This window comes from Myceligenerans pegani (assembly GCF_014892515.1).
In the GTDB taxonomy this organism is placed as follows: domain Bacteria; phylum Actinomycetota; class Actinomycetes; order Actinomycetales; family Cellulomonadaceae; genus Myceligenerans; species Myceligenerans pegani.
In genome coordinates, this window is sequence record NZ_JADBGR010000043.1 from 1 (window position 1) to 17585 (window position 17585).

Consider the following 17585-nt stretch of genomic DNA (forward strand, 5'->3'; position numbering starts at 1 on the left):
CGGTCGGCTTCTCGGTGCTCGACGGCGGTCCGTGGTGACGGGATGCATGGGTCCTCCTGGATGCTCTCGGCCCGGTCAGGGGCTTCGGTTCGAGTGCACCCAGCGTCGTCGCCGGGCCCGGCCGCGCACGACTGGCGGAGGTCGGAAATCGGCCTACGACCTTTGGGGGAGACGGCCGGGGCGGTCAGGCCATCGCATCACGGACCAGGGCTGTGTCGACGAACTGCTCGAAGCGGACGATGAGCCCGCCCCGAACGGTGAAGTGATGCGCCACGCGCACGTCGATCGGTTTCCCGGTGGCCTTGTTGACCGCCGTGTACCGGGCCAGGACCACCACGTTCTCGCCCTCGACCACGTAGGTGTCGTCGTGGGCGGTCCAGCCTGTCCAGTCCGCGCCCAGGCGCTCCATCACGTTCGAGGTGACGCCCTCGGGTGTGCGATAGGTTCCGGCCAGCGGGAAGCCCTCCATCTCGGTCCACTCGACGTCCGGGGCGAGGGTCGCGCGCAGCGCCTCCAGGTTCCCGGCGGCGGAGGCCAGGTACTGGCGCCGCACCACGTCACGCGGCTCGGTCGAGGTCTCGATGTCGTTCAGCCCCATGCCATCTCGCCCTTCGCGACCTTGCCGCCGATCTGTGCGGCGACGAGCAGCTCCGCGTCGGGATGGCGCCGCACGAGTTCGGCGGTCACGGCGGCGCCGTCGGCTGCCGTCTCGAGGACGTCCTCGAACTCCTCGAGGTACTCGCGGGTGTAGCGGACGGCCTCGACCGTGGCGGGCGCACCGGGCGCGCGGTGGCCGGGCACGACCAGTTCGGGGTCGAGCCCCTCGATCTCGTCGAGCACGTCGCGCCAGACGGCGCGTGCGGCGTCACCGGTGTCGGCGGTCCACACGTGCTGCCCGGAGAAGACCAGGACTCCGCCGAGCACGGCCCGCTGCTCGGCCTGCCAGAGGTAGTGCCGGTCCGCCAGGCCGGCGGCTCCGCCCCGGAGCTCGAAGCGGTGTCCCTCCAGGTCGATGTCGCCGTCGAGGACCTCCAGGTCGATCAGCCGGGTCGGCAGGTTCGCGCCCGAGGCGGCCCAGGCCTGGAGCTTGCCCTCGTAGGAGTGCCGGATGTGCTCGATGACCGGGGCGGTCGCGACGAACCGGGCCTGCGGGAAGGCGTCCGCGAGAACCTCGGCGCCGAAGTAGAAGTCGGGGTCGCCGTGGCTGATGTAGACGGTGGTGAGGGACTTGCCGGAGTCGAGGACGGCGGCGGCGAGCCGGTGGCCGTCGGCGCGGGTGAAGCCGGCGTCCACGAGCATCGCCTGGGTCTCGCCGGTGACGAGCGTGGCGGTCTTGGCCTTGTTCCCGGCGGGGAAGTCCAGGTCGAAGATGGTGAACTCGAGTGCGGTCACGGGTGCTCCTCGTGTCAGGTCGGGCTCCGCGCGAATGCGGAGCGTTCATCTGACCGAACAGTATCTGACGCATCAGATATTCCCGCGACCCGCGACCCGCGATCCCGACCCGCCGACCCGCCGGCCCGTCCCCTGGCGCTCGAGTCCCGCCGACTACCGCAGGCGGCCGACCGCCTCGCCCGCGGTGCGGCTGAGTATCCGCAGATCCTCCGCGAACGCGGCGCGGTGCTCGGCGGGCAACGGTTCCAGGAAGTACTGCTGGATGTTCGCCCGGTGCACGCCGCTCGCCTCGACGGCCTTCGCCTCTCCCACCGCCGTCAGGCGCACGATGCGGCCGCGCCGGTCGGCGGGGTTGTCGCTGCGCTCGACGAGACCCGCAGCCTCCATGCGGTCGATCAGCCTGGTCACGCCGCCGGTGGTGAGCACCTGCTCGTGGCTGATGGTGCGCATCGACAGGCCCGGCCCTCCGGCGCGGGCGAGGATCAGCAGCACCTCGAACATCAGGTGCGAGATCCCGCACCGCTCCTCGATCTCCCGGCCGAGCACGTGCTCCAGCCGGCTCGCCGCACCCAGGAACCGCCCGAACGCGATCACCGACTCGTCATCGGCCGCCTCTTTCGCAGTCGCGAACGCCTCACCCACAGTGCCTCCTCGTCGTCGCGGTCCACGATACGAGGGATCCGCTGTCCGGAGAGCGTCACCGCGGGACGCGGGTCGCCCCGGCGCGACGGCGCACGCGCCGGACCGCCACGACGACGAGGGTCACCGCGATCAGGGCCACACCCGCGTAGGCGATCCACGGGGCGATCTCGGAGAGGAATCGCTGGATGGCACCCGCCGCCTCCACCACGGGGTCCGCGCCCGCGCCCGCGTGCAGGACGCGCAGTTCCCAGAAGCCGTACCAGGCCACGTACAGGCCCGCTACCAGGAGGAGGGCGCCGCCCGCCTTCGGGAGCCGCCCGCCCGCGCGGCGCGCCCGGGTGATCAGGCCGTCCCGGGCCAGCGCGACCCCCACGGCGGCCGTCCCGACCATCAGGCCCATCGCGCCGGCGTAGGTGAGGAACAGCAGCACCCCTGCCACCGGGGAGTCGACGCGGAACGCCGTCACCACGACCGCGAGGAACGGTGCGACGGTGCAGCCCAGCGAGGCGATCGCGTAGGACACGCCGAAACCGGTCATCGAGCCGAAGCCCGCCGTCGGCGCGCCCTGCTTGCCGGGACGGCGGCCGATCGTGATCGACGGCAGGCTCCGCCCGGTCAGCAGCCACCCGCCCGCCGCGGCGACCACCAGGCCCAGTACCACGGTGAACGCGGGCAGACAGGCCTGGACCGCGGCGGCGACCGGCGCGACGGCCAGGCCGAAGACGAGGAACACCCCGGCGAACCCGAGCGTCAGCGCCGCCGTCGCCCGCAGCGCGCGCCCGACGGCGGCCGGCCGTGCCGAACGTTCGCGTGACCGGTCCTCGCCCAGGACGAAGAGCGAGAGGTAGGCGGGCAGCAGGGCGAACCCGCAGGGATTGACGGCCGCCACGACCCCCGCACCGAACGCCACGGCGAAGGCGTCAGTGCTGGGCATCTCAGCCCGCCAGGTCCGCGACGAGGTCGGTGAGGGCGCCGGTGTCCAGGTACCCCTCGGCGACGATCTCGCCGTTCTCGTCGATCACGGCGAAGGTCGACTGCGCGGTGACCCCGAACTTCTCCCAGACGTCCCCGTCGACGTCGATCAGGTGGGTGACGTGCGGGATGTCGCCGGCCAGCTCGCGGATCTCCGCGTCGGACGCCAGGCCGCCGGCGCCGACGAACTCGACCTCGCCGTCGTACTCCTCGGCGAGGCTGGTCACGGTTGGGATCTGGGCGCGGCAGGTCGGGCACCACGGCGCCCAGAACCAGAGCACGGTGGGGGTGCCGGCGATGGAGGCGCCGTCGAACGTGCCGCCCTCCAGCGTCTCGGCGGAGAAGTCCCAGGCGGCGGTATCGACCCGGGTTTCCGAGCCGGCGCCGGCGTCGTCGCCGGACGCCGTGCCGGAGTCGGTGCCCGTGCCGGTGGGGGCTTCCGTGCCGCCCTGGGACTCCGGGCTCGAACCGGTGCCGTCGCCGGCTTCCGTCCCGGCGGTGGTCCCGGCGGCACAGCCCGCGAGGAACAGGGCGCTGGCGATCAAGGGCGCAAGTATCCGACGCATGGGACCAGTGTCCGCCCGAGAGGGGGCGCATTGTCGGTAGCGGTCCTTACAGTCCGATGACGTCAGACCCCCGTCCGCCGACGGCGAGGGCGCCGTTCCCCGCAGGGCGCCGAGTTATCCACAGGCTCAGAGGTTCTGGACCGCACCGAGCGGGCACACGCATGTCCGGCCCCCGACGGAGGCCGGCCGGCGGACAGCCGGCGTGACCGGTGAGCCCGGCCCCCTGCTCCCGGACGCCCCGACCGACCCGCCGTTCTGATGCCCGAGAGCGAGGTCAGCCAGCCGCCCTCAGGTCCTTCAGGGCCTCCTGGATGCCGCGGTGGAAGGTCGGGTAGGCGTAGATCATCGACTCCAGCTCGGTGAGGGGGACGCGGGCGTGGACGGCCAGCGCCAGCATCCCCAGCACCTCGCCCCCGTGCGGCCCGGCGGACGTGGCGCCGACGAGGTATCCGGCGTCGGCGTCGGCCACGAGCTTGACGAAGCCGTCGTTGCCGGCCTTGTGGATCCAGCCGCGAGTCGTGGACGACGCCTGCTGGAAGCCGGTCACCACCGTGAGCCCCTCCTCGCGGGCAGCGGACTCCGTGAGCCCGACCGCGCCGACCTCCGGGTCGGTGAACGTGACCCGGGGCAGCGCGTGGTGGTCGGCGGGCGGGCCGTCCTGGCCGAGCACGTCCCGCACCACGATGTCGGCGTGGTACGTGGCGACATGGGTGAACGCACCCTTGCCGACGACGTCACCGGCCGCCCACACGCGGTCCGTGATCCGGAGCCGGTCGTCCACCAGATCGCCGTCGGGCGCGGCGCCGAGCGTGGCGCGGATCTCGCGGCTCAGACGCGGGCGGCGGCCGGTCGCCACCAGGAGCCTCTCGGCGCGCAGCTCGCCGGGCACGCCGTCGGCGGTGACGGTGAACCCGGTGGCGTCGTCGTACGCGACGTGCCTGACCGGGGTGCCGGCGTGCACCGTCAGGCCCTCGGCTTCCAGGACGCCCGCGATCAGCTCGGACGCCTCCGGCTCCTCCATGGGGAGGATGCGGTCCGCCGCCTCGACCACGGTCACCTCCACCCCGAACCGCGCGAACGCCTGCGCGATCTCGAGCCCGATCGCGCCGCCCCCGAGCACGAGCAGCGAGGCCGGGAGCGTCTCGGCCTCCATCGCGCCGCGATTGGTCCAGTACGGCGTGTCCGCGAGCCCGTCGATCGGCGGGGCCACCGGCTCGGTGCCCGTGGAGACCACCAGGCCGCGCGACGCGACGTACTCGGTGTCGCCGACCCGCACCCGGTCCGGTCCGAGGATCTCCGCACGGCCGCGGACGAACCGGCCGCCGGCGTCGGTGAAGCGCTCGACGGCGATCGTGTCGTCCCAGTTCGCCGTCGCCTCCTCGCGGATGCGATGTGCCACGGGACCCCAGTCCGACGTCACCGCCGCACGCCCGGCCATCCCGGGGATCCGCCGGGCCTCGGCGAGCAGGTTGCCCGCGCGGATCATCATCTTCGACGGGATGCAGCCCCAGTACGGGCACTCGCCCCCGACCAGGTTCTCCTCGATCCCGACCACGTCCACCCCGGCCTTCGCGAGCGCGCCGCCGACGGCCTCCCCGGCGACCCCCAGCCCGACGACGACGACCTCTGCCTGCTCGGTGGTGCTCATCTCGGCTTCCTCTCCTCGCGGTTGTCCGGATGAGGCTCGCGGCTGTGTCGCCCGCGAGCCCGCTGCCGTGAATGGTCCCAGCATGCGCCGCCGCGCTCGGCGAGGCACAACGGCAGTCTGCTCCGCCGCCCGGGAGCTTTCCGCGAGGGCGCTCACCGAGCACGCTGCCCCCGGCACCCGCCGCGCCCGCGAGTTGTCGTGCCGCCGCGCCGCCGCACCGATGAGTTTCCCCGCGCCCCGTCGTCGGACCTGGCATGGGAATCGTCACCGCAGATATCGGAGTGTCCGCCGACCTCATCCCCGCCGGACACGATCAGTCGCTGGACCACCCGTTCGGCACGGTCGCGGGCGAACGCCTGCACACCTGGATGTTCGAGCACGGGGACGACCACCGCGCCGAGGTCGACGCGATCCTCGACGCCGGGGCGTTCATCATGGGCCGCAACATGTTCTCGCCCGGGCGCGGCGAGTGGGACCTCGACTGGAGGGGCTGGTGGGGCGAGGAGCCGCCGTACCACGCGCCGGTCTTCGTCCTCACCCATCACGCGCGGGAGCCGCTGGAGCTGACCGGCACCACCTTCCACTTCGTCACCGACGGGATCGAGTCGGCGCTCGAGCGGGCGCGGGAGGCCGCCGGGGACCGCAACGTGTCGATCGCGGGCGGCGCCACCACGTTGAACCAGTACCTGGCCGCCGGTCACGTCGACGAGCTGCGCCTGCACATCGTCCCGTTCACGCTGGGCGAGGGCACCCGGGTCTTCGACGGCGTCCCGCCCATCGAGTTCTCGGAGTCCACGGCGCGGCACACGCCGGAGGTTACCCACCTGACGCTGCGCCGCTGACGTCAGGCGTTGGGTCCCAGCGCGAACTTTCACTCACATTTCACCTGGCCAGGGATCACCCGCGCCTGGAGTGCGCGAAGATATGTCGCGTGGATCACCGGAACGCCCGATTCGTCAGAACTCGCATCGCGGCCTCCGCCCTGATCACCGGCCTGCTGGCCGCGGCGCTCGCCGGCTGCTCCGTCCCCCGTGCCGAGGGCTCCGGCAGCTCGTCGGAACAGCCGCCGGCCGCGGTGCGCGCGCCCGAGGACGGCGTCCTCACCCTCGACTCGGACGACTCCGCCGAACTCGCCCTCCACGCCAGCCAGGCCCTGTTCGACCACTCGCCCGTGGTCGTGCTCGCCACCGTGGACGACGCCGCGGACCGCATGACCGCCGGCGCCACCGGCGAGGCGCTCGCCGCACCGGTGCTGCTCGGCGGTGGCGTCATCGACGACGCCGGCCTGCGGAACGAGCTGGAGCGGCTGCGCGCCGAGTCGCTCGTCGTGGTCGGGGACGAGGAGGACGTCGCCGCCGCCGGAGCCCTGGCCGGCGGCCTCGACGTCGTCCGCTTCGACCCCGACGCGGTGAGCGAGGCGGCCGAGGAGGCCGTCAAGTCGGTGCAGTCGGGCGGCAAGGGGACGTCCGTCGGGTCGGGTACGACGGCGGGAGCGGGCACCGTCACCGGCGCGGCCGTGCGATCGTCGTCGGCCGGGACCGAGGTCAGGCTGCCCGAGGCCGGGATGATCGACACCACTCAGCTCCGGACCCTGCGGGAGCAGGTCCCGGAGGTGGAGGACCCGGACCAGCTCTCCGAGGTCATGCTCCTGATCGATCCGGCGGAAGGCCAGGAGGCGGCCATCGGGACCGCGCGGGCCGCGGGCGCCGTCCCGCTCGTCGTCCCGGGCGGCGATCCCGGGGCGCGCAAGGACGCGATCAGCCGGATCACGACCGCGGACCCGCTCGGCGTCGTCGCCATCGGCCCCGGTTTCTCCGATCGGGACCGCCTCGCGTGGCAGGTCGACGCCGCCCGCCGGGGCGTCACCTACCCGCACGGCACGCAGCGCCTGGCCGGCGAGACGTACGTCGCGACGTCGTTCACGGTGCCGCCCGGGGCGGATCCGGCGGAGACCGCGGCGGCGGCCACCGAGGCCCGCGCGATCGCGGACGCCTACGGCGGGGTGCCCGTCGTCTCGGTCGCGGCGAGCGTGAAGTCGTCGAGCCCGGGGGAGGACGGGGACTACGTCGCCTCCACGCCGGTCGAGGACCTCACGGCCGTGGTGAGCGCGCTGCGCGACGCCGGGACCCTGGTCCTGCTCGACGTCGTGCCGGGCAACCGGCCCCTCGCGGAGCAGATCGGCCCGCTCGAGGCTCTCCTCGCGACGCCGGGCGTGGGCCTCGCGCTGCATCCCGAGTTCCGGGTCGCGGGCAACGGCGTCAAGTTCGGCGGGCATGTCCCGGTCGCGGAGCTGCAGGCCGCGGTGGACCGGGTCGCCGGGATCGTCTCCACGCAAGGGCTGCCGCAGACGATGGTCGTGGTGCACCAGTCGCGCGCGCAATCGGTCGACGACCGGGGTGCCCTGCAGGCGCGCGCCGAGGTAGCCACGGTCTTCGCGGCCGCGGCCGCGTCCGGCGGGGGAGCGACGGCGACCGGCGTCTGGTACGACGTCGTCACCGACCTGCCGGACCGCGCGGCGTCCGGCTGGGCGGGCCCGCCGACGGGCGCGATCCCGCCGTCCGATCCGGCCCCTCCGCTGCTGATCACGACGGACTAGCGACCGCTGCCCGCTACCAGTCCACCTGCGGGGTGGGGTGGTAGGTGACGCCGTCGCGGCGCCATGCCGCCGCCTCGGTCGCGATCCGGCTCCGGAAGGACTCCCAGTTCCTGACTTCCTGCGGCGTCCACGCCGTCTCGGCCACGGCCGCGAGCCGGGGGAGCAGCATGGAGAACAGGTCGTCCCGCGTCACCAGGGTCTCCGTCCACACGCACGCGGACACGCCGTCGACGGACTCCGCGGGCAGCCCGTCGATCGTCGCGGCCGGATCCCACTCGTAGGAGTCGCGCAGCTCCACGAACCCGGCCCACTGCAGGCCCAGCGGGTGCTCGGGCGTGTACTTCATGTCCAGGTAGGTCCGTTCCGCCGGGGCCATGACGAACCGGGCGCCCGCCTCGGCGGCGCGCAGGAAGGCGTCGGGCTCCGCGCGGGGGTCCCAGTAGTGCAGGACCGTCCCGGCGTGTACGGGCGAGCCCGCGGCGACGCGGAGGTCATCGGCGACGACGGCGGTCGCGGGGCCGTGGTCAACCGTCCCCGCCGAACCGCTCGCCGGCAGCGCCGCCGCACCGCCCGCCGTCGCGCCGCCGGCCGCCGCAAGCGCCGCCGCGGCCGTCTCCGCGTCCCCGTGCCCGGCACCGGCGGCCTCCTGCCACGCGGCCGGCGTCTTGCCCGACGACGCGACGATCTCCTGGCACAGCTCCACGAACCCCAGGTACTCCTCGGTCTCCATGCGGTGGACCTCGTCCCCGCCGAAGTGCACCCACTCGCCGTGGGTCATCCGCGCGACGTCGCCCAGTACGTCGCGCAGGAACGGCTCCGTGGCCGGCAGGTCGAGGTACAGGCGGGAGAATCCGACCTCGATGCCCTCGTAGGTGTCGGTCGGCCGGCCGTCGGGGTTCAGCTCGCCGTAGGCGTGCGTCGCCGCGTTGACGTGCCCCGGCAGGTCGATCTCGGGGACGACGACGATCCCCCGGGCAGCCGCGTACTCCTGCAGTTCCGCGTAGTCGTCCACGCCGAGGTACCCGCCCGGGTCGCCGTTCACGGCGCCCTGCGAGGAGCGCGCCACCAGGTCCGGGCGCGAGGGGATCTCGAGGCGCCAGCCCTGGTCGTCCGTGAGGTGCAGGCCGAGGCGGTTCATCTTGTACCGGCCGAGCAGGTCGACGACGGCGCGCAGGTCGTCGGGCCCGAAGAAGTGCCGTGCGATGTCGAGGGAGAGCCCGCGCCACCCGTATCGCGGCGCGTCGTGCACGACGACGGCCGTCACCTCGCCCGGGTGCCCCGCCGCCTGGGCCGCGCCGGCGATCTGGGCCAGCGTCCGCAGGCCGTGCAGCAGGCCGGACCGCGCGGGGGCGGCCACGACGACGCCGCCCGCGGTCACCGTGAGCGTGTACCGCTCGGGGTGCGACGACGTCTCCGGGCCGGCGGCCTCGTCGACGCGCAGCTCCAGCGGCACAGCGGGGGACGAACCGGCGAGTGACGTCTCCGTGACGGTGACGCCCGCGGGTTCGAGCAGTTCGGCGGCGAGGGAGCGGAGGCCGGGATCGGCGCAACCGTCACCCCCCGGTACGACGTCGGGCACGATCACGCGGACACGCGCGAGCTCCACCACCCCCCGGCCCGGCTCGACGCGGACGGGGGCTGGGGTGATCGCCGCGGCGACGTCGTTGTCCGTCATAGGCGGCGAGCATAGCGCCGAATACTGAAAGTAGTCTTTACAAATCGGCGCTGGACAAGAGCTCCACGCCCGCACCGCGCATCTCGGCGCGGGCCTGCTCGCCCTGCTCGGGGGACACGGGAGCGGTGAGATCGGTGAGCACGCGGGTCGCGAGGCCGCCGCGGCGCGCGTCGAGCGCGGTCTGCTTCACGCAGTGCGACTCGGCGAGGCCCACCACGTCGACCGCACCGATGCCCGCGTCGGTGAGGATCGTCTCGAGCGAGCGCCCCGCCTCGTCGGCGCCGTCGAACCCGGAGTAGCCGTGGTCGTACTGGCCCTTCTTCACGTGGGCGTCGGCGTCGATGTCGGCCAGGGCGGGGTGCAGTTCCGCGTTGGGCGTGTCCGCGACGCCGTGCGGGGGCCACGAGTTCACGAAGTCGGGGGTGTCGCTGAAGTGCTCGCCCGGATCGATGTGCCAGTCCTGCGTCGTCAGGATCGCGTCGTACCGGTCGCGGTGCTCCTTGACGTACGCGGCGACGTGCTCCGCCACGGCGTTGCCGCCCTCGACACCGAGCTCGCCGCCCTCGCAGAACGTGGGCTGCACGTCCACCACCACGAGTGCCCGACGGGGCCTGCTCGTCACGAAGCGGCTGGTCTGAGGCCGAATGTCGTCCATGTACCTAGCCTGCCACCGGCGGGGCAGGCTGCGGTAGCCCCCTCGGTCACAGGAACGACCACCGCGTCCGCACGCGCAGCTCGGCGAAGTGGGACTCCCACTCCTGGCGGCACTCCTGCGGCAGGTTGAGCACCGGCCACATACGGATCAGGACCTCCTTGTTCAGGAGATCCCGCTGGTCGCGCACGGTCCCGTCGCGGACCGTGACGGAGTACAGGTCCCAGAGCTGGGACTCGTCCTCGACGTCGAACGACACGTACCGGGTGCCGGTGATGTGGGATCCGGCCTTGACCGTGCCCGACACGGGCCCGCTCAGCTCGTCCAGCGAGCCCGGGCGCGCGTAGGGGGACTGGTACGAGAATCCCGCCGCTGCCAGGGAGTATCCGGGGTGACCATCCATGACCCGACGCTAGGACGGTGTTCGCGGAACGCATAGATATGACTGTGATAAAACTTCACCCCTACATGACGAGGGGTGGCGAACGTCAAAGCAAAGGCAGTGCGATCTGCCTGGTCAAGCTGCATTCGGGAATGGTCTTCACCTTCGACGCCCGCGGAGTCATCGCGCCGCCAGCGCCGCCGCGTACAGGTCGCGCTTGGGCAGGCCCGTCGCCTCCGCCACCGCCGCGACCGCCGTCTTGAGCCGCTCACCGCCCGCCACCCGGTCGAGCACCTCGCCGACGACGTCGTCCACGCTTGCCGCGGGAGCGGGCGGCGCGCCGGCGACCACCACGCAGATCTCGCCGCGGAGCTGCGTACCGTCCGCGCGGGCGGCGAGCTCCCCGAGCCCGCCGCGCAGCACCTCCTCGTACGTCTTGGTGAGCTCGCGGCAGACCGCTCCCGGGCGGTCGTCGCCGAATGCCCGGGCCATCGCGGCGAGCGTGTCCGCGATCCGGTGCGGGGCCTCGAAGAAGACCATCGTGCGCGGCTCGGTCGCGAGCGCGGCGAGGCTCCGGGCCCGTTCGCCGGGCTTGCGCGGCGGGAAGCCCTCGAAGGTGAAGCGGTCCGTGGGCAGGCCGGACAGGGCGAGGGCGGTGAGCACGGCCGAGGGGCCGGGCGCCGCGGTGACGCGCAGCCCGCGTTCGATCGCGCGGGCGACGACGCGGTAGCCGGGGTCGCTGACGGACGGCATCCCGGCGTCCGTCACGACGGCGACGGTGCCCCCGGACGCGACGGTGTCGAGCAGGTCGTCGGCGCGGGCGGTCTCGTTGTGCTCGTGGAAGCTGACGACCCGGCCGGCGACCTTCACCCCGAGCCGGCCGGCGAGCGCGTGCAGGCGCCGGGTGTCCTCGGCGGCGACGACGTCGGCGTCGGCCAGGAGGCGCAGCAGGCGGCCGGAGGCGTCGTCGGTGTTGCCGATCGGGGTGGCGGCGAGGACCAGGGCGCCGCCGTCCGACGTCGTACCCGGTGAACCTGTCGAAGTTGTCACGGTGCCCACGATCCCACGCCCTATGCTGGCCCGGTGCCCCAGCACGACGCGAGCAGAGACCCCCGGACTGTTCCCACCGAGACGGCCGGCGCCGCGCCCGCGGTGACGGCCGAGGTCGCCTTCCCTCCGGCTCCGGTCGGTGACGGCCGCCCCACGCGGGAGCGGCTCCTGGCCGACCTGCTCGGCGCGCGCCGCCTGCGGCTGGGGGTCACCTTGGCGGATCGCTTCTGGGGCTGGGCCGGAACGGTGGCCGTCGTCCTCGTGGCGGCCTTCGCGCGACTGTGGGACCTGGGGCGGCCGGCGGAACTGGTCTTCGACGAGACCTACTACGTCAAGGAGGGCTGGTCGCTGGCGAGCCTCGGCTACGAGGCCGCCTGGCCGGAGGAGCCGAACCCGGCGTTCGAGGCGGGCGACGTCAGCTCGTACCTGACGGGCGAGGCCGAGTACGTGGTCCATCCACCGATCGGCAAGTGGATGATCGCGCTCGGGATGCGGCTGGCGGGCGGTGCCACGGAGTCCTGGCAGTGGCGGATCGCGAGCGCGGTGGTCGGCATCCTGGCGGTGCTGCTGCTGGTGCGGATCGCGCGGCGGCTGTTCGCGTCGTCGGCGCTCGGTGTGCTCGCCGGCCTGCTGTTCGCGGTCGACGGCGAGGCGATCGTGCATTCCCGTACCGGCCTGCTGGACCAGTTCCTCATGTTCTGGGTGCTCGTGGCGTTCGGGTGCCTGGTGATGGACCGGGAGTGGGGACGACGGCGGCTGGCCGAGCGGGTGGCGCATCTCGTGGACGCGGGGAGCGACGTCGGCCTGTACGGGCCCCGGATCGGGTTCCGGTGGTGGCGGCTGGCGGCCGCGGTCTCGCTGGGCCTGGCGTGCGGGGTGAAGTGGTCCGCGCTGTGGTTCGTGGTGGCGTTCGGGCTGCTCACCGTGTTCTGGGACCTCGGCGCGCGGCGCACGGCGGGCATCGGGCGGTGGTCGGAGGACGGGGTGCTGTCCGACGTCGTGCCGACCGCCCTGATCATGCTGCCCACCATCGTCCTGGTGTACGTCGCGACGTGGACGGGCTGGTTCGCCAACCGGATGTCGTACATGCGGGACTGGGCCGCGGTGAACGGGCACGAGGCGCCCGGCTGGTGGCCGGGCTGGGCCGACGGCGCCTGGCAGTCGGGCCGGTCGCTGTGGGAGTACCACCACAAGATGTGGGGTTTCCACACGACGCTCGACTCGGAGCACAGCTACGCCGCGCATCCGCTGGGCTGGATCGTGCAGTCGCGGCCGACGTCGTTCTTCTGGGAAAGGTTCTCCCCCGGTCAGGGGCCGTGCCCCGCGGACGTGACGCACGACTGCGCGACCGCCGTGACCTCGCTCGGCAACCCGATCATCTGGTGGCTCGGCGCGGTCGCGCTCCTGGTCTCGCTGGTGCTGGCGATCATGCTGCGGGACTGGCGGGCGTCCGGCCCGCTGGCCGCGGTCGCGGCGGGCTGGCTGCCGTGGTTCCTGTACTCGTGGCCGGTCGCCGAGTTCCTCGGCGGGGTGTCGCGCACGATCTTCACGTTCTACACGATCGTGTTCGCGCCGTTCCTGATCCTGACGATCGTGCACGTCGTCGGCGCGCTGCTGGACCTGACCGAGGACGATCCGCCCGCCCGGCGCGCCGTCGGCTGGGTCACGGGCGCGGTGGCGGCGGTGATCGTGGGCGTGAGCGTGCTCTTCTACCCGATCTGGACGGCGATGCCGGTGCCCTACGACTACTGGCACAGCCTGATGTGGCTGCCGAGCTGGATCTGATGATGCCTGTGGACAACCGGCAGCTTCCCGGGTGGTGCAGGCCATAGGATTGGGCGAGGCCGGTTCCGGCCGTTCCCGCCTGAACGAAATGGAGCTTCCAGCGATGGCTCGCCACCTTGTGACCAGTGCGCTTCCGTACATCAACGGCGTCAAGCATCTGGGGAACATGGTCGGCTCGATGCTCCCCGCGGACGTGTACGCCCGCTACCTGCGCCAGCGCGGCCACGACGTCCTGTACATCTGCGCCACCGACGAGCACGGCACGCCCGCCGAGCTGGCCGCGGCCAAGGCGAACGTCCCGGTCGCGGAATTCTGCGCGCAGGCGCACGAGACGCAGAAGGCGATCTACGAGGGCTTCAGCCTGCGGTTCGACTACTTCGGCCGCAGCTCGTCCGAGCAGAACGCGGAGATCACGCAGCACTTCGCACGGAAGCTGCACGAGAACGGCTTCATCGAGGAGCGGGCCATCCGCCAGGTGTACTCGCCGGAGGACGGCCGGTTTCTGCCGGACCGCTACGTCGAGGGAACCTGCCCGCACTGCGGCTACGACAAGGCGCGGGGTGACCAGTGCGAGAACTGCACCCGCGTGCTCGACCCGACCGATCTGATCGAGCCGCGCTCGGCGATCAGCGGTTCCACCGATCTCGAGATCCGGGAGACCAAGCACCTCTTCCTGCTGCAGTCGAAGCTGCAGGGCGAGGTCGAGGCGTGGCTCGACGAGCACAGCAAGGACTGGCCGCTCCTGTCGACGTCGATCGCCCGTAAGTGGCTCGCCGAGGGCCTGCAGGACCGGGCGATCACGCGCGACCTGGAGTGGGGCGTCCCCGTCCCGGCCGACACGTGGCCCGAGCTGGCGGCCGAGGGCAAGGTCTTCTACGTCTGGTTCGACGCCCCGATCGAGTACATCGGCGCCACCAAGGAGTGGTCCGATGCCGCGCCGCAGGGCGAGACCCGCGACTGGAAGTCCTGGTGGTACGAGGCCGGCGACGTCCGCTACACGCAGTTCATGGCCAAGGACAACGTCCCGTTCCATACGGTGATGTTCCCCGCGACGCAGCTCGGCGTCCGCGAGCCGTGGACCATGACCGACTACGTCAAGGGCTTCTCCTGGCTCACCTACTACGGCGGCAAGTTCTCCACCTCGCAGCGGCGCGGCATCTTCACCGACGCCGCCCTGGAGATCCTGCCGAGCGACTACTGGCGGTACTTCCTGATCGCCAACGCGCCGGAGTCCGACGACTCCTCCTTCACCTGGGAGCACTTCGCCTCCACGGTCAACAAGGACCTCGCCGACACCCTCGGCAACTTCGTCAACCGCGTGCTGACCTTCTCCGTGAAGAAGTTCGGCGACACCGTTCCGTCCGGCGGGGCGCCGGGCGAGGCGGAGGAGCGGCTGGGCGCCGAGGTGTCCCGCCTGCTCGCGGAGCTCGAGGAGCACCTGGAGGCACTCGAGTACCGCAAGTCGGCGTCCGCCCTGCGTGCCCTGTGGTCGGCCGGGAACGCGTACCTGGTCGAGAAGGAGCCCTGGAAGCAGGTCAAGACCGATCCGGACGCCGCCGCGCTCTCTCTGCGCACGGCGATGAACCTGATCAGGCTCTACGCCGTCGTCTCCGAGCCGTTCGTCCCGGCCACGGCGGCGACCCTCCGCGGCGTCTTCGCCCTGGACGACGACGCCACATGGGTCAGCCCCGAGGAGGCGCGGGCTCTCGACGCCGTCCCGGCCGGTACCTCTCTCACGGTCCCGCCGGTCCTGTTCGCGAAGCTGACCGACGACGACGTCGCCGGGTACGTCGAGCGCTTCGGCGGCACCGGCGCGGAGTGACCGAGGACCATGGCCCGTAAGCGCGATCGCGGATTCCCCGCGGATCCCGAGCCGTTGCCCGTGCCCGTCGTCGACAACCACACCCACCTCGATCACATCGGCGCGGTGCTGCCCGACGACGTGCCGGCGCCCACCCCGGCCGAGCACCTCGCCCGTGCGGCCGCCGCGGGCGTGGACCGGGTCGTCCAGGTGGGCTGCGATCTGGAGTCGGCGCGCTGGACGGCGGCGCTCCTGTCGCCGTCGACCGCCGGGTCGGGGGCACGCGTGGACGTCTCCCAGGTGCTCGGCGCCGTGGCGATCCATCCCAACGAGGCGACCCTGCACGCCGGGGTGGACGAGGTCGGGCCTGACGGCCTCGAACCCGAGTCCGAGGAGCGGCACGGGACGTCCCTCGACGACGCGATCGCCGAGATCGCCGATCTCGCCCGTCGCCACGAACGGATCCGTGCGATCGGCGAGACCGGCATGGACCTGTTCCGCACCGGGCCGAAGGGCGAGGCGGTGCAACGCGAGTCCTTCCGCGCGCACATCGCGCTGGCCAAGGAACTCGGACTCGCGCTGCAGATCCACGACCGCGACGCGCACACGCAGGTCATCGAGGTCCTCCTAGCCGACGGCGCCCCCGAGCGCACCGTCTTCCACTGCTTCTCGGGCGACGCCGAGATGGCCCGCGTCTGCGCCGAGCGGGGCTGGTACCTCTCGTTCGCCGGTCCGGTCACCTTCCGGCCGAACGACGGGCTGCGGGCGGCGCTCGCGGAGACACCGCGCGAGCTGCTCCTGCTCGAGACCGACGCTCCCTACCTCACCCCGCATCCGTTTCGGGGCCGCCCGAACGCTCCGTTCGCGGCGGTTCACACGGCCCGCTTCATGGCCGATTTTCTCGGCGCTGACCTGGGAAAACTCTGCTCGGAGATCAGTGCCGCCTCGGAGGCTGTCTACGGCAATTGGTGACAGAGGGACATGTCCCCCTCGGCGGGCTTTCCAGACGGCCCGCGTTCCGTTACCGTCTTGTGCTCGTGGCAGACCATACGACCGTGAGATCGCGGCGGGAGCTGGGCGCAGCGCGCTTCGCCGACCCGTCCGCGGCTCCCAGACGACCGGCCGGGAACGCCGGCGGTCCCTGGTCGAGCGACAAGCCGCGCCAGTCCGACGGCCCGCGCCGCCGCTCCAGGGGAGCGCACGCGGCGCCCGCCGAGCCGCTGAGCATCAAGCCGCCGGAATGGCTGGCCAAGGCGCCGGTGCGGATCGGCGTGCAGACCGCCGTCCTCGGTAGCCTGGTCGCCGTCACCGGCACCTACGCCGCGCAGGCCAAGACCGTCACCATCGACTACAACGGCGACGTCCGGACCGTCGACGCCTACGGCACCTCGGTCGCCGAGATCCTCAGGTCGCAGCACATCACCCCCGGCCGGGCCGACGTTGTCACGCCGGCCGTCGACGCGGACGCCAAGGACGGCTCCGTCATCGTGGTGCGCACCATGCGGACGGTCGACGTCGAGATCGACGGCCAGACCACGCGCATGGAGACCACCGCCGGGACCGTCGGCGAGCTCCTCGCGCTCATCGGTGAGCGGGGGAGGGGCGCGGTCGCCTCGGCGTCCCGCTCGGAGCCGCTCGGCCGCGAGCCCATCCGCGTCTCGACCATGAAGACCGTCCACGTCTCCGTGGACGGCGAGACCCTTCCCGTCAAGTCGACGCAGCCCACCGTCGGCGGCATGCTCGCCGAGGCCGGCATCGTGCTGAAGGACAAGGACGTGTCGTCGGTCCCGCTGGGCGCCGCGGCCGTGGACGGCATGGTCGTCATGATCAGCCGGGACGCGTCGTCGAAGACCACTGTCACCGAGACCATCCCGTTCGAGACCAAGACCGTCGAGGACCCGAATCTCCTCGAGGGCGAGGAGATCGTGCAGACCGCCGGCGTGGCCGGCGAGGCGCGGATCAAGTACGCGATCACCGAGCTCGGCGGCGCCGTCGTCGAGAAGAGGGTGCTGAAGCGCGAGGTCATCAGCGAGCCGGTGACCCAGGTGGTCGCCGTCGGCACCATGCGGATCTCCGATGCGCAGGCCGACCCCGACGCGGCCCGTGCGCTGGGCAAGGCCATGGCGGCCGAGCGCGGCTGGACCGGCGAGCAGTGGAACTGCCTGGAGGCGCTCTGGAACCGGGAGTCCGGCTGGCGCTGGAACGCGGACAACCCGTCGTCGAGCGCCTACGGCATCCCGCAGGCCCTGCCCGGGTCGAAGATGGCCTCGCACGGCTCCGACTGGCTGACCAACCCGGCCACGCAGATCTCCTGGGGCCTGGAGTACATCGCCGGCCGCTACGGCAACCCGTGCGGCGCCTGGGCCCACTCGGAGTCCGTGGGCTGGTACTGAGCTGAGGGCCCGCGGGAGACCCGCGGGAGGC

General features: G+C 72.6%; 16 protein-coding genes. 6 read left to right on the forward strand and 10 right to left on the reverse strand.

The annotated features are described in order from the left end of the window. Positions 1–184: 184 nt before the first annotated feature. The 6 genes from IIE03_RS02660 to IIE03_RS02685 form a co-directional block, all read right to left on the reverse strand. Positions 185–598 carry a nuclear transport factor 2 family protein gene (locus tag IIE03_RS02660; protein ID WP_192861177.1) on the reverse strand — a complete coding sequence of 138 codons (414 nt, stop codon included), beginning with the start codon at positions 596–598 and terminating at the stop codon, positions 185–187. Then, the gene (locus IIE03_RS02665) at positions 589–1392 is read right to left on the reverse strand and encodes an MBL fold metallo-hydrolase (RefSeq protein WP_192861178.1); all 804 of its coding nucleotides are present in this window, start codon (positions 1390–1392) and stop codon (positions 589–591) included. Before IIE03_RS02665 ends, IIE03_RS02660 begins: the two co-directional genes overlap by 10 nt. A 153-nt stretch (positions 1393–1545) precedes the next feature. After that, the gene (locus IIE03_RS02670; protein ID WP_192861179.1) at positions 1546–2034 is read right to left on the reverse strand and encodes a MarR family winged helix-turn-helix transcriptional regulator; all 489 of its coding nucleotides are present in this window, start codon (positions 2032–2034) and stop codon (positions 1546–1548) included. 55 nt (positions 2035–2089) lie between these two features. Further along, entirely contained in the window at positions 2090–2968 is an 879-nt protein-coding gene (locus IIE03_RS02675) for a cytochrome c biogenesis CcdA family protein (RefSeq protein ID WP_192861180.1), read from the reverse strand. 1 nt (position 2969) lies between these two features. Next, entirely contained in the window at positions 2970–3551 is a 582-nt protein-coding gene (locus IIE03_RS02680) for a TlpA family protein disulfide reductase (RefSeq protein ID WP_192861181.1), read from the reverse strand. Positions 3552–3846: 295 nt separating this feature from the next. Then, entirely contained in the window at positions 3847–5220 is a 1374-nt protein-coding gene (locus IIE03_RS02685) for a dihydrolipoyl dehydrogenase family protein (protein ID WP_192861182.1), read from the reverse strand. 254 nt (positions 5221–5474) lie between these two features. Between IIE03_RS02685 and IIE03_RS02690 the strand changes: the two genes are divergently transcribed. Continuing rightward, positions 5475–6062, forward strand: coding sequence for a dihydrofolate reductase family protein (locus IIE03_RS02690; RefSeq protein WP_192861183.1), 588 nt, complete (start codon positions 5475–5477; stop codon positions 6060–6062). Positions 6063–6151: 89 nt separating this feature from the next. Next, positions 6152–7816, forward strand: coding sequence for a hypothetical protein (locus IIE03_RS02695; RefSeq protein WP_192861184.1), 1665 nt, complete (start codon positions 6152–6154; stop codon positions 7814–7816). A gap of 13 nt (positions 7817–7829) precedes the next feature. Here IIE03_RS02695 and IIE03_RS02700 read toward each other — a convergent pair whose 3' ends face one another. The 4 genes from IIE03_RS02700 to rsmI all read right to left on the reverse strand — a co-directional run bounded on the left by IIE03_RS02700 (position 7830) and on the right by rsmI (position 11575). Further along, positions 7830–9491, reverse strand: a complete 1662-nt coding sequence (locus IIE03_RS02700; protein WP_192861185.1) for a family 20 glycosylhydrolase — start codon at positions 9489–9491, stop codon at positions 7830–7832. Positions 9492–9528: 37 nt separating this feature from the next. Further along, on the reverse strand, positions 9529–10146 hold the full coding sequence (locus IIE03_RS02705; protein WP_192861186.1) for an isochorismatase family protein: 618 nt from the start codon (positions 10144–10146) through the stop codon (positions 9529–9531). A 46-nt stretch (positions 10147–10192) separates the two neighbouring features. Further along, positions 10193–10546 carry a hypothetical protein gene (locus IIE03_RS02710; RefSeq protein WP_192861187.1) on the reverse strand — a complete coding sequence of 118 codons (354 nt, stop codon included), beginning with the start codon at positions 10544–10546 and terminating at the stop codon, positions 10193–10195. A gap of 159 nt (positions 10547–10705) precedes the next feature. Then, the gene (gene rsmI / locus IIE03_RS02715; RefSeq protein WP_408632821.1) at positions 10706–11575 is read right to left on the reverse strand and encodes a 16S rRNA (cytidine(1402)-2'-O)-methyltransferase; all 870 of its coding nucleotides are present in this window, start codon (positions 11573–11575) and stop codon (positions 10706–10708) included. Positions 11576–11608: 33 nt separating this feature from the next. On the opposite strand from rsmI, the gene IIE03_RS02720 reads away from it, so the two are divergent. From IIE03_RS02720 to IIE03_RS02735, 4 genes are all read left to right on the forward strand, one after another. Next, a complete protein-coding gene (locus IIE03_RS02720; RefSeq protein ID WP_318842765.1) occupies positions 11609–13360 on the forward strand; it encodes a dolichyl-phosphate-mannose--protein mannosyltransferase in 1752 nt (583 codons plus the stop codon). Between the two features lie 103 nt (positions 13361–13463). After that, on the forward strand, positions 13464–15182 hold the full coding sequence (gene metG, locus IIE03_RS02725; protein WP_192861189.1) for a methionine--tRNA ligase: 1719 nt from the start codon (positions 13464–13466) through the stop codon (positions 15180–15182). A gap of 9 nt (positions 15183–15191) precedes the next feature. Beyond that, positions 15192–16133: a TatD family hydrolase gene (locus IIE03_RS02730; protein ID WP_192861190.1), complete on the forward strand. Its 942-nt coding sequence runs from the start codon at positions 15192–15194 to the stop codon at positions 16131–16133. A gap of 83 nt (positions 16134–16216) precedes the next feature. Next, positions 16217–17554 (forward strand): aggregation-promoting factor C-terminal-like domain-containing protein, encoded by a 1338-nt coding sequence (locus IIE03_RS02735; RefSeq protein ID WP_318842766.1) that lies wholly within the window; start codon positions 16217–16219, stop codon positions 17552–17554. Positions 17555–17585: the final 31 nt, after the last annotated feature.